This is a genomic window from Streptomyces sp. NPDC107550 (genome assembly GCF_055639095.1).
Genome location: NZ_JBVKBC010000041.1, coordinates 1 through 23,952 on the forward strand (window position 1 = coordinate 1; position 23,952 = coordinate 23,952).

A 23,952-nucleotide genomic window follows, 5' to 3' on the forward strand; every position below is an offset into this window, starting at 1 on the left:
CTTGCGCCGTTGTGGTCCGTCAGGGCCCAGACACCTCCCACCACGGCTGCGCCGATGACAAGTCCGGCAGCACCGGCAGCGATCACTGCGATGCGCCTGGCGCGCTTACCCGACCTGACTTCAGGTTCCGAGGCGGTCTGCGCATCTAGGTCATCAGGCATGGCGTCTCCAGATTTCAAAGAATCCGCCGACGGCCAGACGACTGCCCTGCATGGTCTTCCTCGCTCGACTACAAGCACCCGCGGCAGTCGGTCACCTCACCAACAACCAGGTCAGAGAGGACACGCTCGTCGACGTCTGCGGCCGCTTGACGGCCATTGCCGCGCCGCCCGCTCAGATTCTGGAGTGCCAGCCCGGTCCTACTGATTACCACCGTTCGTGCGTTGATTGGCCGCCGCCTGAGCGGCGATAGCCGCGTCCAGTATCTCCCGATGCTGGAGAGCGTAGCGCCGCAGGTTGCGGTCGCTCCGCCCGACGAGGCGGTACGGGACCAGAAGGACGCCGAACAGGCAGTGCCAGACCGCGTCAAAAATCCAGTCGCCGTACGCGACGACGCCGCGCGTGGGAGCGCCGAGGGCCTCGGCCCGCATCTGCTCGACGGTGGTCTCCTCCAGGTCCACCGGCCGGGCAACCTGATCGAGCACCTTGGGCCTCATGCGGCCGTCCTGCGAGGCCGTCGCCTCTGCGGAGAGTGTGGGCATCAAAACGCCTCCTGTCTGCCGGGCAGTGCCAGGACACCGCACCGGCGAACCGCCGCACAGCCCGCAGGCGTTGCCGCCCGTTGCGGCTGGTTGCCGACCGTTGCCGCTCTCCAACAGCGGGCTTCCGCTGTCCGGGGAGAGCCGGGAAACTGGTGCTACCCGCCCGCGTCCGCGAAGGGTCGGTCCGTGACCACTGACACCGCTCTACGACATCCCCTGGCCTACCTGCTGGCCGCACGCGGCACGACGGCGGAGGCGTACCTGCTCCGCGTCGCCGAGCAGCACCAGCGCATGGGGTACGGGCAGATGGCCTGCCGCAAGGAGAAGGCGTCCCGGTGGATCGCGGGCCTGTACCCACCCAGCTACCACACCCAACTCGCCATGGCCGCCCTCGAAGGCATTCCGCCCGAGGCGATCCACGCCCACGGCTGGCCGGGCTGGCTTCTGTTAGCCGTGCCGGACCACACCCTCTTCACCCTCCCGTGGACGGCCACGGGCGCGGTGCAGGCACTGGAGACCACAGGAGGCCCGGTGGACCGCAGGAAGTTTCTGATCACCACGTCTGTCACCCTGGCCGCCACCGTGGCGCAGTGGTCCGCCGCTGCCCCGGCCGGGACGGCTCCCGCCACGGGCCGCCGGATCGGCCACGACGTCCCCGAGCACTTCGAACGGCGCCTGGAGAGCCTGCGCAGGCTGGACGACGCCGTCGGCTCCGGCGACGTCTACGGCGCGGCACGCGCCGAAGTCCGCATGATCAGCGCCACCCTCAAGAACGCTTCGTTCGGTGAAGGCGTCGAGCGCCGCCTGTTCGCGGCGGCGGCCGAGGCATCCCGCAGCGCGGGCTGGACTGCCTACGACAGCGGCCGCCCGGCCGCGGCCGAACGCCACTACGCGACCGCGCTGCGGGCCGCTGCCAGCGCCGACGATCCCGTAGTCGGCGCGAACACCCTGGCGTTCTGGGCCATCCAGCACTACTCGACAGGTAACCCGCGCGGCGCCGTCGACCTGATCGAAGCCGCCCTGTCGAACGCGGGCAGGACCGGATCAGCCCGTATGACCTCCATGCTTCACGCCCGCGCCTGCCGGGCCCACGCACACGCCGGCGACTCCCGGGCCGCTCACCATGCCGCCAACGCCGCTCTGGACGCCTACGAGAACGCCGGCCCCATCGAGGACGACCTCCCCTGCGTCTACTGGTACAACCTCGGTGAGGCCCACCAGCTCATCGGGAGTTCGGCGCTCAACCTGGGCAACCCCAGGCAGGCGGTCGTCCACTTCCAGGAAGCCTCCAGCCTCCACACCGCCCAAGAGGCATACAACGGCGACGCCTTCCCTCGCGGTCACGCCATCTACCTGGCCCGGCTCGCCGAAGCCCACCTCGGCCTAGGAGACGTGGACGCCGCGGTGGCCACCGCCCACGAAGCCGTCGACCGGATGGGCGGTGTCACCTCCGCGCGGGGCACCAGCACGCTCGAAGACCTGCGCAACAAGCTCGCGCGCCGGCGCGGTGTCCCAGCCGTCGCCGATTTCCTGGACTACACCGACACCAGATGAAAAGCCTGCACCACCGGCTGCCCCGACGCCGACATCACCAGCGACAGAGTGACCTTGGCTGGCGTTCGACCGCCAGGCCGATAGGCGATACCGCGTACAGCGCAGTCAGCGAAAAGTTGACCGTCAGGAGCCCAGGCGATCGGTCGGTCGTTAGGTCGGCTGGTGCGGAACATTCCGCCCCCCGAGGCCAACGAACCCTGTTCAAGACAACGGAGGCGATATCGCTGCGGTGTAAGGGCATTCGGGATCGAATACCGGTATGCCTCCCCCGACTAGCCGCCACCCACGACTACGCCGCACCACTCGTCTCTCCGCCCGGACCTCCGCAGGCCCTGGCACGAGCTCTGCCAGGCTGGCGGAGACCGCCCCTGCTCATGATGATGAACGGCCGAGAGGTCTGGACTGGGCACGGTGGATCGAGCTGGTCTTTGTCGCGGTTGCGGCGGTCGGGGGGCTCTGGTTCTCGGGTGTTCAGACGCAGCAGGCGAACGAGCAGGCTCGGCAGGCCGATGCCCAAGCACGGGATGACAGACAGCTGGTCAAGGAGGGGCAGATCACCGACCGGTAAACCGCGGCGGTGGGGAACCTAGGCGAGGACAAGATGGACGTACGGCTGGGCGGGCATCTACGCCTTGCAGCGGATCATGCAGGACTCCCACCGCGACCAGCCCACCATCGCCAACGTCCTCGCCACCTACATCCGTACTCACGCCGTCAAGCCCCCGAAAAGCGATGCCGTATTGGCCGACGTCCACGCCGCGTTCAGTGCCCTCGCCGACCGCAACCCAACCTACGACGATGACTTCACCCCGGACCTCCACGACGCCAACCTCCGCGGAGCCGCACTCACACCCGCAGACCCGGCAGTCCACACGTCGGGGCCGGCCTTGAGCCGCGCGAACCTGAGGAACGCGATCCTGACCAGGGCCGGCCTGGCTAAGGCCAAGCTGAGCCGCGCGGACTTGACTAAGGCGGACCTGGGCTTCGCGGACTTGAGCGAGGCGGACCTGCGCTTCGCGGACCTGAGCAACGCAAACCTGAACTATTCGAATCTGAGCTCCGCAGACCTGAGCCGCGCAGACTTGATCAGCGCGAACCTGAGAGACGCGGACCTCAGAGGTGCACTCCCGGCCTACGCGGACCTGAGCGGGGCGAGTCTGATCTACGCAGACCGAAGCGATTCGAACCTGAGCAAGGCCGACCTGAGCAAGGCCGACCTGAGCAGGGCGAACCTGAGCGGGGCAGACCTGAGCGGGGCAGACCTGAGCGGGGCAGACCTGAGCGGGGCGAGGGAACTGACGAAGCGGCAGGTTGAGTCGGCCCGTATTAACAGCAGAACACAGCTGCCTGACTCGCTCTCGTAGTCCCTGGTATCCCGCTTTCAACTGCGACCGCGGTGTGCGCCAGGGCTCCGCCGGGCCAAGGCTGGCAGCGCCAATTATCGCGCTCCCCTAAGACTCAGCGCGAGGCGGTCAGGTGGGGCAGCGCGGTAAGCTGACTGCGGACGCGCCCTGCGAGGACAGTCGGATCGTTCGCGGTCCACTGATGGGCCACGCCAAGCGCGCCGGCCGACGTGGCGCGCGAGGAGTTCTGGCAGGGGAAGGCGCAGCCGGTCACCCGGGCGGCGAAGGTCACGGGACCTGGGGGCGGGGAGGAATAGCAGCGGCTCGTGCGGGGTGAAGCCAAAGTGCCCGAGGCGGGCAGCGGGTTCCTGGTCGAGGAACTGCGGCTCGGTCCACAGGCCGACGCTGGCCACGAGCCAGCTGTGGGGGCGGTCGGGGTCGTTGCACAGCCACAAGCCGAAGGCGCCGACCATCACCGCACAGGGCCCGACGGTGGGGTCCTTGTCCTCCAGGAGCAAGACCGGACCGAGGACGTCGCCACCGAGAAGGAGCTCGCGGCGGCGAAGAAGGACTCCTGGGCCAGAATCCCCCGCTCCGACTACACCCGTCCGAGCGTCTCCGTTTCGTCCTCAGCGGCGCCAGCCGCATCGGACCAGCGGAAGATCTGATACGCCCCCCTGGAAGGGTAGCTCGCCGACATCGCCCACGAGGTCACCCTCCGCGGCGAAGCTGCTGAACGCAGACGCCTTGACGAGATCGAAGTGGCACGCCAGAAGTGCATCCGCTGGGAAGCCGCCATGGAAGAAGCCCGAATCCGATACGCCGAGGCGTACCGCGTCAGGCACTTCGAGGCGCAGGAAGCGACATAGAGCGCCACGTCACCCGGCTGACGGAGTACGTGAACGCTGTACGCACCCGGGGCGAGGCCATACCTCCAGGCCAGACCCGGGCCGAAGTCGAAGCCTGGATCGACTGGGCAGCAGCCCGCGTGAAGCGCCCCGACCCACTGAACACATTGCCCCGGCTGCCCGACATTCCCGAGCCACGCCCAGACGATCTGAAGCCCTTACTCGGGCACTGGAGTCCCTACGGCCACACCTACTGACGCCCGCTCCGCCACGCGGTCGGCCCGCCACGCGGTCGGCCCGCCGAAGTACGGCAGCAGCGCGCCTGCCACCGCAACCAGCGGCGGGCCCGTAACCCGGCGGGATCTTCTTCAAGCACCCGCAAAACCAGCCCACGGGAGCGCACCTCCCAGCCGACGTGACCTGCACGATCAGCCATGTGACGCCCCGTCAGAACGAGCGTCAAATGAGCGTCACGAGCGTCATTTCAGCGTCAAGATATCGCCCGTAACGCCCACACCGCACATAATGCGCACGCGAGAAACCGCAGGTCAGGAGCCCTTCACGGCCGGTTCAAGGATCGCCACGCACTCCACGTGGTGGGTCATCGGGAAAGCATCGAGACTACGCCGACAAGCCCGACCAGCGATTCCGCCTGCCAGCTCCGTGGAACAGCCGGCCCGTCCCTGCTGGGTATCGAGGCCAGCGGCTCCGTAAACCTCGGACGTGATTCAAGGACCTCACCAACTCGCAGATCCGAGCACACACCACCATGCGAACCACCCCAGCAGCGCTGCCGCAACATAGCGAGCACCGTAGGAGATCCTAGAACTTCGGGCAGCATCCACGGCCACGATAGGGAAGCAGCCCTGTTGCCTGAGCGGCTTGATGCATTGCCGCCATCCCCTACGGTCGCAACATAGCCCGGAACCACCGGTTACCCAAACCGGGCGCCCTCGGAGACCATTTACGTCGTCAACGTCCGCCCCCCAAGGATGACCACGGAGTAAGCGAGAGGGAAGGCGCGCCGCCACTACCGGAAGGAGAATTGCCGCGCTCGTTCTCGGATTGCGAACTGTGCCGTCCGTCTCTGGACACTTCCACAGATCCGTCTAATGTCCGTACTCCCCAGAAACTACCCCCACTTGCCGAGTGAACCGATAGCCACCAACGCCGAGCCACATCATACGAAGGAGCCGACAGCGCACCCCGGAACTCCTAATGAGCAGGTCGTCACACCAGAAGGCCCCGCGTCACTCCTGGCCAGCTCCTGGTACTCCACCAGCGACCTCGCTACTTGCCTAAGAATGGACGCCTCAACGCTTCGCCGCTGGCGCACTGCTGAACCCCCTCAGGGCCCTCCTTTCGTCACGCTCTCGGAGCGCGTCGATGTACAGCGCCTTGGACGTCGAAGAATGGCTGCGCCGGCGACGTACCGTCCCTACGAAGGGACTCAATGGCCGATAAGCCCAACGTCCCCGTCGGCGTCCGGCTGTCCACCGATATCGAGTACCGCCCTGATCGCCCGAGCCCATATCGGGCGCGCGTCCGGTGGACCGATCCGACCAGTAAGCGCCGCCTGTCGCTGTCCGAGGGAAAGGAGACCGAAGACGAAGCAGCAGGGTGGCTGCAATCCATCATCGAGGCCGCACAGGCCGGCCTGAGCCCGTCACTGGCCACCATGAAGCTCGCCGAGTACGGCGATGCCAACATGGACCTCGCCCTGCGCGGCCTGGAGTTGAAAACGCTGGACCCCTACCTGTCGGGATGGCGGTTGCGCGTTGTCCCAGCGCTGGGGCATCTCGCCGTGCGGATGATCACCAACGGCGTAGTCGACCGCGCCGTGCAGAACTGGATCGCCGACGAGCACAGCCGTTCAACCGTGAAGAACACCATCGCGGTCTTGGTCCGCGTCATGGAGCAGGCCGTCCGTGACGGCATCATCAAGGTCAACCCCGCCCGGGTGACCGGCTGGCAGAAGCTCTACAAGCAAGCCGAGGACGAGCTTCTCGACCCTCGCGCGCTGGCCCTGCCCAACTGGGAGACACTTGTCTCCCTGGCTGACTCTCTCGTGGCCGCGTCTCACGACCAGTATCGCGGCTGGGGAGACGTGATCATCTTCGCCGCGTGCACCGCAGCCCGGATCGGCGAGGTGTCAGGGTGCCGAATAGGCGACATCGATACAACCCAGTGGATCTGGACCGTACGGCGCCAGACCACGCCCGCACCAGGCGGCCTCACCGACAAGGGCACCAAGGGCAAGCGGGCCCGCAAAGTTCCCATCATCGAAGAGATCCGCCCTCTCATCGCCCAGCGCATCCTGTCCGCCGGCCCTGATCCCGACGCCCGCCTTTTCACCGGCCCGCGTGGCGGACGCATCTCCACCGCGGCCCTTCGCGATGCGACGCATTGGGACGACGTCGTCACCAGGCTCGGCTACGAACACTGCGCCGCCACGATCTCCGGCACACCGGACTGACCTGGTTCGCTGACGCCGGCGTTCCTGTACACGTCCTCCGCAGGATCGCCGGCCACGGATCGCTGACTACCACCCAGCGATACCTGCACCCGGACGTGCACAAGATCACGGCCGCCGGAACAGCGCTGTCGGCACATCTCGGCGTGCTCCGCGCACCACGCTCACTGCCGAGCCCGATCGTCATGACCCGCTGACTGGTCAAGGCACGCGGTCCCCAGCTGGTCCCCAAGAATGATCAAGGGCCGGTTTCGGATGTCTCCGAAACCGGCCCTGATCTACGACTCTTTCGAGTCGGGACGACAGGATTTGAACCTGCGACCCCTTGACCCCCAGTCAAGTGCGCTACCAAGCTGCGCCACGTCCCGTTCCGCGCTGACCTGGGGTTTCCCCCCGGCTGAACGCGCACGGAAACCATACCGCACTCCGGGCCGTGGTCGCGCATCGCTTTCGGTCGCGGGTGGCGCGGCACGCCGGGGTTGACCTCAACCAAACTTGAGGTTGCACGCTTCGTGGCATGACGACGACAGCGCGACGCGCACACGACGCGGGCGGCCGGACCCTCGGGTACGCGGATCTGCCCCACCTGATGAGCCTGATGACCGGCGACGAGAAGCACGGCCCCGCCGCCACCTCCACCCTCGATGTCCTGTGGGTGCTCTACGACCGCGTCCTGCGGGTCTCCCCGGAGCGCAGGGACGACCCGGCGCGGGACCGGTTCCTGCTGTCCAAGGGGCACGGCCCGATGGCGTACTACGCGGTGCTCGCCGCGAAGGGGTTCGTGCCGGTGGAGTGGCTGCGCGGCTTCGGGGCGTTCGACTCGCCGCTCGGCCACCACCCCGACCGGCTCCTCGTGCCGGGCGTGGAGATCGGCAGCGGGTCGCTCGGGCACGGGCTGCCGCTCGCCGTGGGCACGGCGCTCGGCCTGAGCGCGCAGGGCGACGAGGACGCGGCGGTGTGGACGCTCGTCGGCGACGCCGAACTCGACGAGGGCAGCAACCACGAGGCCATCGCCTTCGCCGGACCCGCCCGCGTCGAGCGACTGCACACCGTGGTCATCGACAACCTCTCCGCCCGTTACGGCCGCGCCGGCGGCATCGCGGCCCGCTTCGAGGCCGGCGGCTGGTCGACGCGCACCGTCGACGGCCGCGACCACGACGCGCTGTACGCGGCCTTCACCGACCCCCACCCGGGCCGTCCCCACGCGGTCATCGCCCAGGTCGAATCGAAGCTCGCGTGAGCACGCACTCCCCCGCCGCCCCCGCGCACCACCCCAGGAAGGACGTCCCCGTGGACACCATGCGTGATCGTTTCGCCCCCGTGCTGTCGGAGCTGCTGGACGAGGACCCCCGGGTCGCCGTCGTCCTCGCCGAGATCGGCGCGGCCCCCTTCGCCGACGCCGCCCGCAAGCACCCGAAACGGGTGATCAACGTCGGGATCAGGGAGCAGTTGCTCGTCGGCGCCGGGGCCGGGCTCGCGCTGAGCGGGATGCGGCCGGTGCTGCACACCTTCGCCAGTTTCCTGGTGGAGCGGCCGTTCGAGCAGGTCAAGCTGGACTTCGGACACCAGGGCGTCGGCGGGGTGCTGGTCAGCGCGGGCGGCTCGTACGACGTGTCGGCCGGAGGCTTCACGCACATGTCGCCCGGCGATGTCGCCCTGCTGGACACGCTCGACGGCTGGAGCGTCCACGTCCCCGGCCACCCCGACGAGGCCGAGACGCTGCTGCGGCACGCGGTCCGTGCGGGCGACGAGCGCATGTACGTACGCCTGTCCGTGCACGCGAACCGGGAGGCGCTGCCCGTCGACGGAGCCCGGTTCCTGACCCTGCGCGAGGGGCGGCGGGGTGTCGTCGTGGCCGTCGGCCCGATGCTCGACGCCGTGCTCGCTGCGACGGAGGGGCTGGACGTGAGCGTCCTGTACGCGACGACCGTACGGCCCTTCGACGCGGCGGCGCTGCGGCGGGCCGTGGGCGGGGCGGATGCCGCCGACGTCGTCCTCGTGGAGCCGTATCTGGCGGGCACGTCCACGGCCGCCGCGAACGACGCCCTGTCCGACCTTCCGCACCGGGTGCTCGGGCTGGGCGTCGGCCGCCGGGAACTGCGGCGCTACGGAAGCATCGAGGAGCACGTCGCGGCACACGGCCTGGACGCGGGGGCGCTACGGGAACGGATCAGCGGCTTTCTCCCTGCGCCCGCGTGACCGTGTCGGCGGCCGGGGCAGTGGGTCCCCCGAGATCAGCAGCACTCCCGGGACTCGTCCGCCTCCCGGGAGTGCTGGGCTCCCGAGACCAGCGGATCCCCCGGCGTCGCCAGATCCCCCGGCACCGATTGGTCCGGAGCCGCCAGGTCCGGCGTCGGCGAACCACCCGGGATCACCCCCGCACCCCCTGCGGGGACCGCACCGGCACCCGCCACACCCGCACCGGCGCCGGCACCGGCACCCGCCACACCCGCACCGGCGCCGCCCGCCACCGCCCCCGGCCCCAGCGGTGGCTGGTCCGCTCTGACCAGGCCGCGGATCGCCGGGACGCTCAGCAGCGCCACCGACACCAGCAAGGTCACCGCGCCGCCCGCGAGCAGCACGTGATGCGTGCCGAACGCCCCGGCGGCGGGCCCGGCGAGGGCCTGACCGACCGGGGCCATCGCGAGGGAGCCGGCGACGTCGTAGGCGTGGATGCGGTTGAGGACCTCGCGCGGCACCTGCGTCTGGACGCTCGTCGCCCACATGACGCCCCAGAACGACTGGCCCGCGCCCGCGACCGCGCAGCCCGCCATCATCCACGGCACGTCGAGGCCCGCGCCGACCGTCGCCGGGAACAGCGCGAAGCCGAACAGGGCGATCGACCCGGCGCGCAGCATCCGGCGCGGGCGCAGCCGCAGGGCGACGAGGCCGCCGACGACGGTCCCGGCGCCGAGCGCGGAGTTGATCAGGCCGTAGACACGCGGCCCGTGCTCCTGGGTGACCTGGGTCGCCACGAGCGGGATCGCGGGGCCGGACGCGCCGATCATCAGGACGCACCAAATGACAATGACGCCCCATAGCCACTGCCTGGAACGGAACTCGTGCCAGCCCTCCACCAGTTCCCTGCGGAAGCCACCCCGTACGGGCGCCGGTCGCGGCGGCGCGGGCGGCAGGCGCAGCAGGAGCAGGCACAGGGCGCTGAGCGCGTACGTACCGGCGTGGGCGGCGAAGACCAGGCCGGGTGAGGCGAAGGCGACGAGCATGCCGGCGACGGCGGGCCCGGCGAGCTGGGCGCCGGACTCGGCGACGCGGATCGCGCCGTTGGCGGCCTGGACGTCGGCGGCCAGGCGCGGCACGGTGCTGGCGACGCCGGGCTGGAAGAGGGCGGCGGCCGCGCCGTTGACCGCGCCGATGACGCAGATCTCCCAGAGGACGACGTGCCCGGTGAAGAACATGACGGCGGCCAGGGACTGTGTGACGAGGCGGACCGCGTCGGCGCCGATCATGAGCAGGCGGGTGTCGAAGCGGTCGGCGAAGACCCCGCCGAGGATCACGAGCCCGGCGAAGCAGCCGACGGACGCGGCCATGGCGAGGCCGACCGCGCCTGCGCCGTACCCGTACTGGAGGAGTCCGGCGGCGAGGGCGACGGGGAGCATGGTGTCGCCGAGCTTGGCGACAGCGCGCGCGGTGAAGAACAGGCCGAAGTCGCGGGACCAGATGCCCGGCGACCGCTCCCGCGTGCCCGTGCGCCGCCGCGTCGGTCTCCGGTCCTCGCCCCGCCCCTGTGGCGCACCCTCTCCCATGCCCGGTCCCGCTCCTCCCCGGCCCACCGCACGGCCGTCCCGTCGCACACCCTTACGAATGGATCATGCCACGCGGCTTCGGGACGCCCCCAACGGATTTCAGCCCGTGGGCGGCAGCCCCAACGCCGGGTGCGCGTCGAGGAGTCGGGGCGGGGCGGCCTGGCGCCAGGAGTCGGCGAGGATCGCGCGCAGTTCGTCCTCGTCGTCGAGGGCGGCGAGGCGGGCGCGGACCCAGGCGAAGGACGCCTCGTGGTCCGCGATCCAGAACTTGTCCGGCTCGGCCAGCACCAACTCGTCGCGCTCCTGCTTCGGGCAGCGCACGGCGAGGGAGGTCTCCTCCTCGGGCAGCGTGGCGAACATCTTGCCCGCCACCCGGAAGGTGGGCATGCTCCAGGCGATCTTCTCCGTGGTGTCCGGCAGGGACAGGGCGATGGCGCGTACGTCGTCGGCGTCGGGCATGGGGAAACGGTAGCGAGCCCCACTGACAGTCGGCCGTGGCGAGCCCCACCGACAGTCGACCGCCCCGTCAGGGGATCCGCTTGTCCAGCCAGGCCACGAGGTCGGCCTCGACCTCCTCGCGGACCGTCTCGTTGAGGATCTCGTGGCGGGCACCCTCGTACCCCTTCCACGTGAGGTCCTCGACGCCCGCGTAGCGCAGGTCCTCCAGGAGTTCGTGGACGAGGGTCATGCGCTGGTTGCAGGGGTCCTCGGTGCCGACGGCGATGTGGACGGGCAGATCGGCGGGGATGCGGGCGAGGTTGGCGGGGTCGTTGATACGGCGCACGGCCCGCACCCAGTCGAGGCTGAGCCCGGCGCAGAAGGCGAAGCCGCAGCGCTCGTCGGCGACGTACGCGTCGACCTCCCGCTCGTCGCGCGAGAGCCACTCGAAGCCGGTGCGGTGCTCGAACGCGTCGTTGAAGGAGGCGAAGAGGTCGGGGACGTACGAGGAGAGGGCGGCGCGGCCGTCGCGGGCGATCTCGGCCTCCAGGCGGCCGATGGACGCCTCGTTGTCGGCGCCGGGCAGCGAGCGGAACGTACCGGAGAGGATGACCCCGGCGAGGTCGTCGGGGTGGCGCTGGGCGTACTCGCGGGCGAGCATCGAGCCGAGGCTGTGGCCGAGCAGGACGAAGGGGACGCCGGGGTGCAGCGCCCGCGCCTGGTCGCCGATCGCCTTGAGGTCCTCGACGATCGCCACCCACGCGTCGGCGCTGCCGGGCTCGGTGTCGTCGGTGACGCCGTAGCCGCCGGTGGACTGCGCGGTGGCGCCGTGGCCGCGGTGGTCGGAGGCGATGACGCCGTAGCCGTGCCCGGTGAGGCGGCGGGCGAAGCGGTCGTAGCGCAGGGCGTGCTCGGCGGCGCCGTGGGCGATCTGCACGAAGGCGCGTGGCCTGCCGTCGGCGGGCATCCAGGTGTACGTCGCCACGGCCGCGCCGTCGCCGGTGCTCAGGGCGCTGGTGGTGGGGGCGGGGAGGGTCATGGGGCGGCTCCTGTCCGGGGTGCCTCGGCTCCGGGCGGGCGGAGTGCACCGGCCCGGGATGCTCATGCGGTGGTGCGTGCGGTGTGCTGTCCCTACCGCCTCCCCTTCCCGCCCCGCCTCATGCATGGCGGCCGCCCGCCGGGGCCCCGGGAGCCTGCTCAGGCGCGGGCGGCGGCGCCGAGGGCGTCGAGGACCGGGCGGATCAGGGGGTGGGCCTCGGCGCCGTGCCGGACGGCGGCGAAGACCTTGCGGGTCGGGGCCGCGCCGTCGATGGGGCGGACCACGGCGTCGGCGAGGTCGGTGCCGGTGAGCGCGGAGCGCGGCACGAGGGCGACGCCCGCGCCGGCGGAGGCGAGCGCGACGACGGCCCGGAAATCGTCGGACGAGTGCGCGAACTGCGGGGAGAACCCGGCGTGCTCGCAGGCGAGGACGACCACGTCGTGGCAGGGGTTGCCGGGGTAGGGGCCGATCCAGGTGTCCTTGGCGAGGTCCGCGACGGGCACCCGCTCGGCGTCCGCGAGCCGGTGCGTCCGCGGCAGTACGGCGTCGAAGGGCTCCGCGTACAGCGGCACGCGCGTGATCCGGTCGTCGTCGGCGCCCGGCGCGCCCCGGTACTCGACGGCGACGGCGACGTCGATCTGCCGGTCCAGGAGCATCGGGAGGCTGGCGTCACCCTCGGCGTCCCGGACGCGGACCCGGATGCCGGGCGCGGACGCGGCGAGGCGGGCGAGGGCGGGGCCGACGACGAGGCCGATGCCGGTGGCGAAGGAGGCGAGGGTGACGGTGCCCGCGTCGCCGGTGCTGTACGCGGCCAGCTCGGCCTCGGCGCGCTCCAGCTGGGCGAGGACCGCGTTCGTGTGCGTGAGCAGGATCTCGCCGGCCGGGGTCAGGCGCACACCCCGGGCACCGCGCTCGACGAGCTTGTGGCCCGTCTCCTGCTCCAGCGCGCTGAGCTGCTGGGACACCGCGGAGGGGGTCAGGTAGAGCGCGGCGGCCGCGGCCGTCACGGTGCGATGGTCGGCCACCGCCCTGAGGATGTGCAGCCGCCGCGCTTCGATCATGCGGCTATTGTCCCAAACCGGTCAGCCGAGCTGCGCGCGGGCGTCCACGAAGGCGTCCACGGCGCGGTTGACGTCCTTGGTGGAGTGGGCGGCGGAGAGCTGGACGCGGATCCGGGCCTGGCCCTCGGGGACGACCGGGTAGGAGAAGCCGATGACGTAGACGCCGCGTTCGAGCAGCAGTTCGGCCATCCGGCCCGCGACCGTCGCGTCACCGATCATCACGGGGGCGATGGCGTGGTCGCCGGGCAGGACGTCGAAGCCCTCCTGCGTCATCCGCGTACGGAACAGCTTGGTGTTCTCGGCGAGGCGTGCGCGCAGGTCACCGGCCGACTCAAGGAGGTCGAGGACCTTGAGGGAGGCGGCGGCGATGACGGGCGCCAGGCTGTTGGAGAACAGGTAGGGGCGCGAGCGCTGACGCAGCAGGGCGACGATCTCGGCGCGGGCGGCGACGTAACCACCGGAGGCGCCGCCGAGGGCCTTGCCGAGCGTGCCGGTGATGATGTCGACGCGGTCCATGACGCCGTGCAGCTCGGGCGTGCCGCGCCCTCCGGGGCCGACGAAGCCGACGGCGTGCGAGTCGTCGACCATGACCATGGCGCCGTAGCGCTCGGCGAGGTCGCAGATGTCGGTGAGCGGGGCGACGTAGCCGTCCATGGAGAAGACGCCGTCGGTGACGATCAGCTTGCGCCGGGCGCCCGCGTCGGCCGCGGCCTTGAGCTGCGCTTCGAGGTCGGCCATGTCGCGGTTGGCGTAGCGGAAGCGCTTGGCCTTGGACAGCCGGATGCCGTCGATGATGGAGGCGTGGTTGAGGGCGTCGGAGATCACCGCGTCCTCGGCGCCGAGGAGGGTCTCGAAGACGCCGCCGTTGGCGTCGAAGCAGGAGGAGTAGAGGATCGTGTCCTCCTGACCGAGGAACGCGGACAGGCGTGCCTCCAGCTCCTTGTGGACCTCCTGCGTGCCGCAGATGAAACGGACGGAGGCCATGCCGTAGCCCCAGCGGTCCAGGGCGGCGTGCCCGGCGGCGATGACGTCGGGGTGGTCGGCGAGGCCGAGGTAGTTGTTGGCGCAGAAGTTCAGCACCTCGCCGGGCCGGCCGCCCGCGGTGACGGCGACGGTCGCGGACTGCGGGGTGCCGATGACCCGCTCGGGCTTGTGCAGCCCGGCGGCCCGGATCTCGTCGAGGGTGGCGCGCAGGTCGTCGCGTACGTGGTCGAACATGCGGAAAGTCCTTGTCAGCGTGGGGAGTTCACGAGGGCCGTACGGGGGGCGGTTCGCCGGGGCCGTACGAGCGGGCCGTGCACAGGCGTCCGTACGGGCGGGAAGGGGGGCAGGCGTTCGTACGAGCGGGACGGGGCGTCAGGCGGTCCAGTCCAGGATGACCTTGCCGCCGCGCCCGCCGGCCGCGTCGTCGAACGCCGCGTCGAAGTCGGTGTGGGAGTAGCGGCCGGTGATCACGGGCGCGAGGTCGAGGCCGCCTTCGAGCAGGACCGACATGGCGTACCAGGTCTCGAACATCTCGCGGCCGTAGATGCCCTTGACGGTGATCATCGAGGTGACGATCTTCGCCCAGTCGACGGCGAACTCCTCGGCGGGCAGGCCCAGCATGGCGATCTTGCCGCCGTGGGTCATGTTGGCGATCATGTCGCGCATGGCGACGGGGTTGCCGGACATCTCCAGGCCGACGTCGAAGCCCTCGCGCAGCCCCAGTTCGCGCTGCCCGTCCGCGATGGTGGACTTCGAGACGTTCAGGGCGAGGCTGACGCCGACCTTGCGGGCGAGGTCGAGGCGCTCCTCGCTGACGTCGGTGATGACGACGTTACGGGCGCCGGCGTGCCCCGCGACGGCCGCCGCCATCAAACCGATGGGCCCGGCGCCGGTGATCAGCACGTCCTCGCCGACGAGCGGGAAGGACAGCGCGGTGTGCACGGCGTTGCCGAACGGGTCGAAGATCGCGGCCACGTCGAGGTCGACCGGCACCCGGTGCACCCACACGTTGGAGGCGGGCAGCGCGACATACTCGGCGAACGCGCCGTCGCGGCCGACGCCCAGACCGACGGTGGCGCGGCACAGGTGACGGCGGCCGGCCAGGCAGTTGCGGCACCTGCCGCACACGAGGTGCCCCTCGCCGCTGACCGTGTCGCCGACGGCGATGTCGGCGACGTCACGGCCGGTCTCGACGACCTCGCCGACGAACTCGTGGCCGAGGACGAGCGGCGCGCTGACGGCGGACTGCGCCCAGCCGTCCCAGGCCCGGATGTGCAGGTCGGTGCCGCAGATCCCGGTCCGCAGCACCTTGATCAGTACGTCACCGGGGCCGATGGACGGCTCGGGCACGTCCGTCAGCCACAGTCCGGGTTCGGCCTTCTCCTTGACCAGCGCCTTCAACGGTTCGGCTCCTGTCGTCGCGTCCACGGGCAGCGCGGGGCGGCCCGCCGGCGGGGAAGAGGTGGGGGTGGCGGGCACGGCGCCGCCGCCCAGGACTCTTCCGTACGGCGGCGCCCCGGGTCCATCGAGCTTTTCTTAAGCGCTGCCGCAGCTTTCCTTTACGCCTGCCCCGGCCGGGCCCCTTCTCACCTTCACTTCCGTGCCGGGCGGACCTGTCCGCTCTCGAAGTAGGCGACCAGTCCGGGATCGAGGTCCGGGACCTCGCGGGGGGTGCCGCTGTCGCGCAGGGAATCGGTGGCGCGGATGCCGGCGGCGACGGCCATGCGGGCGGCGACCGGTGAGGTGTCGGTGCGTCCCCCGTCGCGGGCGAAGCGTACGAACTCGTCGACGAGCAGCGGATCGGCGCCGCCGTGCCCCGCGTTGTCCTCCACGTCCGGGACGGGGTACTCGGCGTCGGCGTCGGCGCGGTGCGTGGAGCGGCGCGCGTTCCACACCTTGACCACTCCCCCGGGCCCGTCGCCGAAGTTCTCCAGGCGGCCCGCGTCACCGATGACGGTGTAGTTGCGCCAGTAGTCGGGGGTGAAGTGGCACTGCTGGTATGCGGCCAACACCCCGTTGTCCAGGCGCAGGTTGACGAGCGACACGTCCTCGACGTCGATGACGGGGTTGAGTCCGCGCTGCGTGTGCGGCGGCCAATGCCCGTCCTTCGTGTACCAGTCGGCGTGTTTGGGCTCGCCGGGCGCGCGGCGGTGCGGGTTGTCGCCGTACACCATGAGGTCGCCGAGGGCCTGCACGCGGCGCGTGTATCCGCCGGCGAGCCAGTGCAGGACGTCGATGTCGTGAGCGGCCTTCTGGAGCAACAGGCCGGTGGTGTACCGGCGTTCGGCGTGCCAGTCCTTGAAGTACCAGTCGCCGCCGTACCCCACGAAGTGACGTACCCATACGGTCTTGACCTCACCGATCTCGCCGCGCGCGATGATGTCGCGCATCAGCCGGACGACGGGCATGTGCCGCATGTTGTGGCCGACGTACAGCCGGGTCCCGGTCTCGTAGGCGGTGCGCAGGATCGCGTCGCACGCCTCGACGGAGACTTCGAGCGGCTTCTCGACGAAGACGGGCTTGCCCGCCCGCAGCGCCTCGCGGGTCAGTTCGGCGTGGGTGTGGTCGGGGGTGAGGACGAGGACCGCGTCGACGTCGGGGTCGGCGAGGACCTTCTCGTGGTCACTGGTGATCAGCGCGCCGGGGAAACCGAGCGCGGCGTCGGTGCGGGCTGCCGGGTCGGGGTCGGCGAGCGCGGTGACGCGGGAGCCCGCACCGGGGCGGTGGGCGGTGCGGGCGAGGGAACCGCGCAGCCCGTAGCCGAGGACACCGAGCCGCAGATCACCGCGCTCGCCGCCCGCCCCGGTGCCGCTCACGGCGGAGCGTCCGGTCTCGGTCATGGGTAACCGCCTTTCTGGTACGGGGTGGTGGTGCGGGTTCCGCTGTACGGGGTGAGGGTGCGGGTTCTGCTGTACGGGGTGCGGGCGCGGGCTCTCCCGTACGCGGGTCACGCGGGCTTTCCCGTCCCTGCGTTCAGGGGTGGACGAGGACCTGGGCGAGCCCGACACGTCCGGTGCCGGTGAGCTGGATCCGTACGTAGCGGGCCTCGGTGTCGGTGTCGAGGACGGTGGGGCGCAGGGCCTTGCCGTCGATGCGGACGCGGACGGTGGTGGCGTCGGCGAAGCCGGGGTCGTTCGAGAGCAGGACGTCGAAGGCGCCGGTCGTCATGGAGGCGTCGTTCCACACCTCGACCTGTCCGATGTGCCGGGCGGTGCCGAGGTCGGCCTGCCACCAGGCGCCGGGCTCGGCGAGGGTGCGGCTGTCGGTGGTGGTGTCGCCGTCGGCGGCCCGGGACGCGCTCGCCGTGCCCTCGGTGGAGGACTGGGTGGTGGCGGCGGCGCGGGCGAGGTCGGGGCGGAGCTGTTCGACGCGGCCGTGGCCGTCCGCTCCGGCCCGTCCGGCGACGGCGAGGGCTTCGGCGGGCAGCGTGTCGAGGCCGGTGTGGTTGCCGGTGGCGGTGGAGCCGGTGCCGGCGAGGGCGGGCGCGTCGGTGTCGACCCAGTTGCCGGTGGCGTGGTTGTCGATGCCGTAATCGGCCCAGTTGGAGACCCACTTGTAGCCGACGCGGGTGATGACATTGCCGGTGACCGCGATATGGCTGGACTGTTCGTCGAGGTAGATCCCGTTGCCGTCGCGCTCGGTGTTCCCGTAGGCGCTGCGGTTGATGTAGTTCCCGGAGACGGCCGTGCCCGGCTGGGAGCCCTGCGTGTAGATGGCGCCGCCGTCGTGCTGCTCGTCGCCCACGCGCATGACGTCGGTGATCCGGTTGGCGGTGACGCGGTTGTCGCGGAGCACCGAGGTCCGCGCCTCCGGCTGGTTCCAGCCCCAGCCGATCGAGATGGCCGAGTACGGGAGGTCTTCGAGGGTGTTGTGGTCGATGACGGTGCCCGCCTCGTACCCGGCCCAGATGCCGACCGCGTCGGTGTACTCGACTCCGGTGTCCCGGACGGTGTTGTACGAGACGGTGTTGCGGGCGCCGGTCAGCTCGGCGCTCGGCAGGGGCTCGGTGTCACCGATGTAGGCGGCGCCCGAGGACAGGTCGGTGAAGTGCGAACGGGTCAACGCCGAGTCCTGCGTGCCCCGTTCGAAGACGGCGCCGGCGCCGCCGAGGTGGGTGAAGTCGGCGTGGTCGACGGTCACGTTCCGCCCGCCCCGCACGGTGAGCGCGGCGGCCGGCTTGGTGTAGTGGCGGCCCGCGTGGTCGACGGGTCCGGTGGCGCCGGTCAGGGTGAGCCCGGCCTGCGTCCCGGCGTACCCCTCGTCGGTGGAGGGCTGGAGGTAGGCGGCGTAGGCGAAGGCGATGCCGGTGACGCGGACGTCGTGGGCGCCGTCGAGCACCAGCAGGTTCTCGGTGGCGGGCGTGACGATGCGCGCCCGGCGCGGGTCCTCGCCCTTGCGGGGCAGGTACGTGACGGCCCGCTCAGCGGAGTCCCAGACGAACTCGCCTGGCTTGTCGAGGAGTTCACGCGCGTTCTCGAAGAAGGCGACCTTCGTGTAGCGCGCCGAGTCGACGGCCGTGGAGTCCCAGGCAGGCCCGGTGCGGTCGGTGCCGGACGCGGAGTTGGTCCAGCAGGGCTGGGCGAAGGTCATGGCGTCGCCCCGCACCCCGGCGATACGGCAGTGGTAGTTGCGCCAGCGCACCCGGATGACGGCCTCGGCGTCGGTGGGCCGCTTCCAGTGGGCGATGCCGGTCTTCTCGGCGCCGGTCATGCCGGTCTTCGTGGCGTCACAGACGGCGGCGGGGCAGGAGTCGCCCCGGGCGCGCACGGCCCTGCGCCCGTCGACGAACAACTGGCGCGGGGCGACACCCTCGGGCACCTTCGCCGTCCAGGTGCCGTCGGCGGCGCGGGTCCAGCCCGTGAGCCGGCGGCCGCCCGACAGGACGGGGTGCGCGCCGGGTTCGGCGGCCCAGGTGACACCGGAGTCGTCGGCGCCGAGCGTGAGCGGGCCGGTCAACGTATAGGTGCCGTCGGCGAGTTGGACGCGTACGGCACGGCCCGTGGCGGCGCGGGCTGTGAGCGCGCGGGCGGCGTCGCGGGCTCCGGTGAGCGAGCAGGGGTGGCCGGGGGTGCAGACATCGCCGCTGCCGTGCGGGGCGGCGTGCAGGGCCTTCGGCGCGGGGGTGGGCTGCGCTGCGGCGGTGGCGGGGGTGGCCTGCGCTGCGGGCAGCGGGGTGAGGGCGAACCCGGCGAGGGCGAGGAGGGCGGTGACGGCAGCGCGGCGGACGCGGGCCGGGCGGGGGGCGCGGGCGGGGCGGGGGGCGCGGGCGGGGCGAGGGGCGCGGGCGGGGCGGGGAACGCGGGGGCCGGTTCTCATGGCGTGACCTTCTGGTTGAGCGCCTGCGGGTTGGCGCGGGGTCGGAGGTCGTGCGGACGAACAGGTCGGGGGGGCAGGTCAGGCGGCAGGTCGGGCGGCAGTTCGGGCAGCAGCAAATCAGGCGGGGCCGGCGGTCCAGTCCGGGTGGCCCGGCATCGGCGGGTTCGTGGCGCCGAACAGCCAGGCCCGCAGGAACGCCTCGACGGACCGGTCGCCGCTGATGTCCACGGCGTGCCGGATGAAGTCCTCACTGGTGACCGTGCGGTCCTTGAACCGGCGCGGCCACTGCCCCATGACCCGGTCGAACGTCCGCAGTCCGAGCCGCAGTTGCAGCGCGTAAAGGACGAGGGCGCCGCCGTCGTAGATATTGGTCCCGCCGAGCGCCTTGGGCAGTCCGGGCGGCCCGTCCTGGGCGCGGACGGCGTCGAGCTTGCCGTAGGTGGCCTGCATCTTGTCGGCCATGACGGACCAGCCGCGCTCCTCGCCGTAACGGGCGGCGTAGTAGGTGGCGGGCCCCTCGTTGAGCCACGCCTGCTGCCAGTCGTGCGGGGTGACGCTGTCGCCGAACCACTGGTGCGTCAGCTCGTGCACCATCGTGTTCTCGTACGTGGGATCGCCACTGGGGTTGGGCTTGAACCAGTTCGTGCCCATGAGGGTGAGCGTCGAGTTCTCCAGGGCGTCGGTGTACCCGTCGTAGATGTGCAGCCCGTACACGGAGAACGGGTACTGCCCGAACTTCGCCTCCAGCCACGCCAGATGGTCCGGCGTGCGCGCGACGATCGGCCCGTACGTGTCCTCGTGGCCCTGCGGGACGATGTGCCGCAGCGGCAGCCCGGCGTGGGACGTGCCGTACAGGTACGTGCCCTTGACGACGGCGATGCCGAGCAGTTCCGTGGGCATGCGCTCGCGCAGGGCGAAATGCCAGACGGCCGAACCGTCCGCGCGCCTGTCCTTGCCGGTCAACTCCCCGTTGGCGGCGGCCACATAGCCCTTCGGGGCGCTGATGTGGAAGGTCCATCCGGCCTTGTCGGACGGGGTGTCGTTGCAGGGCAGGAAGGTGTCGGCGCGGGAGGACTGCACGGCCGAGGCGAAGCCGCCGTCGCTGCCGAACCGCCAGCCGGTCAGTCCGGCCCGTGGCGCCTTGCCGTTGCCGTGGTAGTCGACGGCGACGGTGAACGGGGCGCCCTTGTGCAGCGGCGCGGCCGGGGTGACGGTCAGCTCCTGGCCGGACTTGCCGAGGGACAGGGCGTGCCGGGCGGGGCGGCCCTGCACGGTGACGGCGTCGATGGTGTGGCCGTCGGTGTCCAGGTTGAACGCGGAGAGGTCCTGCGTGGCCTTGGCCGACAGCACGACGCGGGCGGTGAAGTCGTAGGCGACGGGCGTGAAGTCGAAGGTCAGGTCGTAGTGGACGACCTGGTAGCCGCCGTTGCCGAGGGTCGGGAACAGGGGGTCGCCGACACCGTCGGACCCGGGCTTCGGGTCGAACCCGGCCGCCGACGCGGGCGCGCCGAACAGCGGAACGGTGAGCGCGGCGACGCCGGCGCCCTTGAGCAGGGTGCGTCTGGTGGAGGTCACGGGATGCGGTGCCCTTCTGCGCGGAGGGACGCGAGCCGGGTGCGGAACGCGTGCCTGGCGGGGTGGGTGGGCGCGAACTGGGTCCGGAGTACGAGCCGGGGGCGGTGGTGGGCGCGGGCGGTTGCGTGCGCGGTGCTTGCGGTGGAGCGGGCCGGTCCGGTCGGCGGCGCGGGAACTGCGCTGCCGCGGCGGCAAGTTAGTAAGCGATTAACCCACCCGTCAAGAGATTCATCCGACCTTCCACCTCCAACAGCACTCCCCTCCCTTCCCTACCTACCCCCGTTTACGGCGTTTTCCGGGCAACTCCCTGCCAGCCCCGCCCCATGACCTTGACGTTCCCGCGCGGACCTCCCTAGCTTTCGGTCACGCTATAGAACACGTTTACTGTCCACTGTCCTACGGAGGCAGGGTGCGCAGCACTGACGAGGCGGCGGCCGAGAGCACGGCCGTCGCCGCCCCGATCGCCGCCCCGCCGCCCCTGCGGCGGCCCCGCACGGTCCTGGCCATGGACCCGGCGCACCTCGACGCCGTCTTCCCGCCGGACGTCCGGGCGCGGCTGGAGGCGGTCGCGGACCTCCGGCCGGCGGGCGTGCTGCGGGAGTTCGACAGCCCGGCCGCCCGCGCCGCCCTCGCCCGGTGCGAGGTGCTGCTCACCGGCTGGGGCTGCCCGCGGCTCGGCGCGCGGGAGCTGGACGCGGCGCCGGGGCTGCGCGCGGTGATCCACGCCGCAGGGACCGTCAAGACGTTCCTCTGCCGGGAGGCGTACGCGCGCGGTGTCGCCGTCTCCTCGGCCGCCGCCGCCAACGCCGTGCCGGCCGCCGAGTTCACCCTCGCCGCGATCATCCTCGGCGCCAAACGCGCCTTCCCCCTTTCCCACCTCTTCGGCACCCGGCGCACCCACCGCACCGCCCCCGATCTCGACCGGCTCCCCTGGCTCGGCTCCCGGGGCCTGACGGTCGGCGTCGTCGGCGCCTCGCACATCGGACGCCGCGTGCTGCGTCTGCTGCGCTGCCTGGACGCCACGGCACTCCTGCACGACCCGTACGTCAGCGACGCCGAGGCCGAACTGCTCGGCGCCACCCGCACGGACCTCGACACCCTGGTCGCGGCCAGCGACGTCGTGACCCTGCACGCGCCCGCGACCGACGAGACCCGGCATCTGCTGGACGCGCGCCGCCTGGACCTCATGCGGCCGGGAACGCTGGTCGTGAACACGGCGCGCGGCTCCCTCGTCGACACCGACGCCCTCGTCCCCCACTTGGTCAGCGGGCGTCTCGACGCGGTGCTCGACGTGACGGACCCCGAGCCGCTGCCGGCCGGCCACCCCCTGTGGGAGCTGCCGAACGTCTTCCTCACCCCGCATCTCGCGGGCGCCCAGGGCAACGAGGTGGCCCGGCTCGGCGCCCTCGCCGTCGACGAACTCGCCCGGTACGCGCGCGGGGCGCCCCTCGCCCACCCGGTGCTCCTGGAGGACCTGGAGCGGATCGCGTGACCGGGCCCGCACCGCACGCCATAGGCTCTGACCGCGCGGCGGGGCCGCACGCGGACCGGCACGAGAAGCAGGGGGTGGGACGGATGTCCCGGCACAGTTCCACGGAGTCCGGCGAGGGCGGGGCGGGCGGCGGCGGGCGGCGCCGCGCGACCGTCGTGGACGTGGCCAGGCGCGCGGAGGTCTCCACCGCGACCGTCTCCCGCGTCATGAACCGCAACTATCCCGTCGCCGCCGCCACCCGCGAGCGCGTCGAGACCGCCATGCGCGACCTCGGCTACGTCGTCAACGCCCACGCCCGCGCCCTCGCCGGCGCCTCCGGCCGCACGGTCGGCATCATCGTCAACGAGCTGATCGACCCGTTCTTCGCGTACATCGCGCGCGGTGTGGAGCGGGAGGCGACCGCGGGCGACCGGCTGTGCCTGGTGTGCTGCACACAGGGCGACCCGCGGCGCGAGCTGGCCTTCATCGAGCTGATGCACGAGCGGCGGGCGGACGCCGTGGTGCTCGTCGGCGGCAGCGTCGACGACAGCTCCTACAAGGCCGAACTGGCCCGCCGCGCCCACGAACTGGCCGCCGGCGGTTCCGTCCTGGTGCTGTGCGGCCGCCCCTCGCTCGGTGACGAGGTGCCGACCGTGGGCGTGGAGTACGACAACGAGGGCGGCGCCTTCGCCCTCACCGACCACCTCATCGCCCAGGGCCACCGGCGCATCCTGTACCTCGGCGGGCCGCCCGGCCTCTCCACCGCGCGGGACCGGCTCGCGGGGCACCGGCGCGCACTGGAACTGCGGGGCATCGCCCGCGACCCCGCCCTCGAACAGCCCGGCGCCTTCAGCCGCGCGTTCGGTCACCGCAGGATGACGGAACTGCTGCGCGAGGGGCCCCGGTTCACCGCCGTGTTCGCCGCCAACGACATCGTCGCGGCGGGCGCGGCCCAGGCCCTGGAGGAAGCCGGCCTGAGCGTGCCCGGGGACATGTCGCTGGCCGGGTTCGACGACATCCCCGTCGCGCAGGAGCTGCGCCCGCGCCTGACCACCGTGCGCATCCCGCTGGAGGAGTTGGGCCGCCAGGCGGTGCGGGTGGCGCTGAACGGGGGCGACGAGGACGACTGGCGCGCCCCCACCACCGGCACCCTGCGGCTCGGCACGCAGCTCGTGGTCCGCGACTCGGTGGCCCCGCCGCGCACCGCCTGACGCGCCCCCCGCGACCAGCGGGGATGCTCGAAGCTGCTCGGATCAAGGCTTCTTGACGTAGTAACGAACAGAAACACGGCTCTCCCTCTTGCGGTGGGACAGCAACCGCTTACATGCTGGCGCGCAGCCCGCTTCTCCCGCTCGCCGTACACCCCGCCGCGCCCCCGCGCGCGG

The 23,952-nt window shown here is 71.6% G+C and carries 18 protein-coding genes and 1 tRNA gene; 8 read left to right on the top strand and 11 right to left on the bottom strand.

Going from position 1 to position 23,952, the window contains the following annotated elements; all coding sequences use genetic code 11:
• Positions 1 to 359 precede the first annotated feature (359 nt).
• The gene (locus ACZ7LY_RS31570) at positions 360 to 701 is read right to left on the bottom strand and encodes a hypothetical protein (protein WP_471628179.1); all 342 of its coding nucleotides are present in this window, start codon (positions 699 to 701) and stop codon (positions 360 to 362) included.
• Positions 702 to 887: 186 nt separating this feature from the next.
• Between ACZ7LY_RS31570 and ACZ7LY_RS31575 the strand changes: the two genes are divergently transcribed.
• The 4 genes from ACZ7LY_RS31575 to ACZ7LY_RS31590 all read left to right on the top strand — a co-directional run bounded on the left by ACZ7LY_RS31575 (position 888) and on the right by ACZ7LY_RS31590 (position 7,116).
• Complete coding sequence (locus ACZ7LY_RS31575) at positions 888 to 2,255, top strand: transcriptional regulator (protein ID WP_471628180.1); 1,368 nt, start codon at positions 888 to 890, stop codon at positions 2,253 to 2,255.
• A gap of 644 nt (positions 2,256 to 2,899) precedes the next feature.
• On the top strand, positions 2,900 to 3,619 hold the full coding sequence (locus tag ACZ7LY_RS31580) for a pentapeptide repeat-containing protein (RefSeq protein WP_471628181.1): 720 nt from the start codon (positions 2,900 to 2,902) through the stop codon (positions 3,617 to 3,619).
• Positions 3,620 to 5,899: 2,280 nt separating this feature from the next.
• The gene (locus ACZ7LY_RS31585; protein WP_471628182.1) at positions 5,900 to 6,922 is read left to right on the top strand and encodes a site-specific integrase; all 1,023 of its coding nucleotides are present in this window, start codon (positions 5,900 to 5,902) and stop codon (positions 6,920 to 6,922) included.
• The gene (locus tag ACZ7LY_RS31590) at positions 6,853 to 7,116 is read left to right on the top strand and encodes a tyrosine-type recombinase/integrase (RefSeq protein ID WP_471628183.1); all 264 of its coding nucleotides are present in this window, start codon (positions 6,853 to 6,855) and stop codon (positions 7,114 to 7,116) included. The genes ACZ7LY_RS31585 and ACZ7LY_RS31590 overlap by 70 nt, the downstream gene beginning before the upstream one ends.
• Before the next feature lie 97 nt (positions 7,117 to 7,213).
• On the opposite strand, the gene ACZ7LY_RS31595 is transcribed toward ACZ7LY_RS31590, so the two are convergent.
• Positions 7,214 to 7,287 (bottom strand) — tRNA-Pro (locus ACZ7LY_RS31595).
• A gap of 149 nt (positions 7,288 to 7,436) precedes the next feature.
• On the opposite strand from ACZ7LY_RS31595, the gene ACZ7LY_RS31600 reads away from it, so the two are divergent.
• Positions 7,437 to 8,159, top strand: a complete 723-nt coding sequence (locus tag ACZ7LY_RS31600) for a transketolase (protein WP_471628184.1) — start codon at positions 7,437 to 7,439, stop codon at positions 8,157 to 8,159.
• A 50-nt stretch (positions 8,160 to 8,209) separates the two neighbouring features.
• Positions 8,210 to 9,118: a transketolase family protein gene (locus ACZ7LY_RS31605; protein ID WP_471628185.1), complete on the top strand. Its 909-nt coding sequence runs from the start codon at positions 8,210 to 8,212 to the stop codon at positions 9,116 to 9,118.
• A gap of 35 nt (positions 9,119 to 9,153) precedes the next feature.
• On the opposite strand, the gene ACZ7LY_RS31610 is transcribed toward ACZ7LY_RS31605, so the two are convergent.
• The 9 genes from ACZ7LY_RS31610 to ACZ7LY_RS31650 all read right to left on the bottom strand — a co-directional run bounded on the left by ACZ7LY_RS31610 (position 9,154) and on the right by ACZ7LY_RS31650 (position 21,096).
• On the bottom strand, positions 9,154 to 10,683 hold the full coding sequence (locus ACZ7LY_RS31610) for an MFS transporter (protein WP_471628186.1): 1,530 nt from the start codon (positions 10,681 to 10,683) through the stop codon (positions 9,154 to 9,156).
• A 99-nt stretch (positions 10,684 to 10,782) separates the two neighbouring features.
• Positions 10,783 to 11,142, bottom strand: coding sequence for an MmcQ/YjbR family DNA-binding protein (locus ACZ7LY_RS31615; protein WP_471628187.1), 360 nt, complete (start codon positions 11,140 to 11,142; stop codon positions 10,783 to 10,785).
• Between the two features lie 67 nt (positions 11,143 to 11,209).
• Entirely contained in the window at positions 11,210 to 12,160 is a 951-nt protein-coding gene (locus ACZ7LY_RS31620) for an alpha/beta fold hydrolase (protein ID WP_471628188.1), read from the bottom strand.
• Between the two features lie 158 nt (positions 12,161 to 12,318).
• The gene (locus ACZ7LY_RS31625) at positions 12,319 to 13,221 is read right to left on the bottom strand and encodes a LysR family transcriptional regulator (RefSeq protein ID WP_471628189.1); all 903 of its coding nucleotides are present in this window, start codon (positions 13,219 to 13,221) and stop codon (positions 12,319 to 12,321) included.
• Positions 13,222 to 13,242: 21 nt separating this feature from the next.
• Complete coding sequence (locus ACZ7LY_RS31630; RefSeq protein WP_471628190.1) at positions 13,243 to 14,439, bottom strand: glycine C-acetyltransferase; 1,197 nt, start codon at positions 14,437 to 14,439, stop codon at positions 13,243 to 13,245.
• A gap of 138 nt (positions 14,440 to 14,577) precedes the next feature.
• Positions 14,578 to 15,606 (bottom strand): L-threonine 3-dehydrogenase, encoded by a 1,029-nt coding sequence (tdh, locus tag ACZ7LY_RS31635; RefSeq protein WP_471628221.1) that lies wholly within the window; start codon positions 15,604 to 15,606, stop codon positions 14,578 to 14,580.
• A 191-nt stretch (positions 15,607 to 15,797) separates the two neighbouring features.
• The gene (locus ACZ7LY_RS31640) at positions 15,798 to 17,045 is read right to left on the bottom strand and encodes a Gfo/Idh/MocA family protein (RefSeq protein WP_471628191.1); all 1,248 of its coding nucleotides are present in this window, start codon (positions 17,043 to 17,045) and stop codon (positions 15,798 to 15,800) included.
• Positions 17,046 to 17,178: 133 nt separating this feature from the next.
• Positions 17,179 to 19,521 carry a right-handed parallel beta-helix repeat-containing protein gene (locus ACZ7LY_RS31645; RefSeq protein ID WP_471628192.1) on the bottom strand — a complete coding sequence of 781 codons (2,343 nt, stop codon included), beginning with the start codon at positions 19,519 to 19,521 and terminating at the stop codon, positions 17,179 to 17,181.
• Between the two features lie 117 nt (positions 19,522 to 19,638).
• Complete coding sequence (locus ACZ7LY_RS31650) at positions 19,639 to 21,096, bottom strand: M1 family metallopeptidase (RefSeq protein WP_471628193.1); 1,458 nt, start codon at positions 21,094 to 21,096, stop codon at positions 19,639 to 19,641.
• 409 nt (positions 21,097 to 21,505) lie between these two features.
• Between ACZ7LY_RS31650 and ACZ7LY_RS31655 the strand changes: the two genes are divergently transcribed.
• Both ACZ7LY_RS31655 and ACZ7LY_RS31660 read left to right on the top strand, forming a co-directional pair.
• Positions 21,506 to 22,588, top strand: coding sequence for a hydroxyacid dehydrogenase (locus ACZ7LY_RS31655; RefSeq protein ID WP_471628194.1), 1,083 nt, complete (start codon positions 21,506 to 21,508; stop codon positions 22,586 to 22,588).
• Between the two features lie 83 nt (positions 22,589 to 22,671).
• Positions 22,672 to 23,778, top strand: coding sequence for a LacI family DNA-binding transcriptional regulator (locus ACZ7LY_RS31660; protein ID WP_471628195.1), 1,107 nt, complete (start codon positions 22,672 to 22,674; stop codon positions 23,776 to 23,778).
• The last annotated feature ends 174 nt before the right edge of the window (positions 23,779 to 23,952 follow it).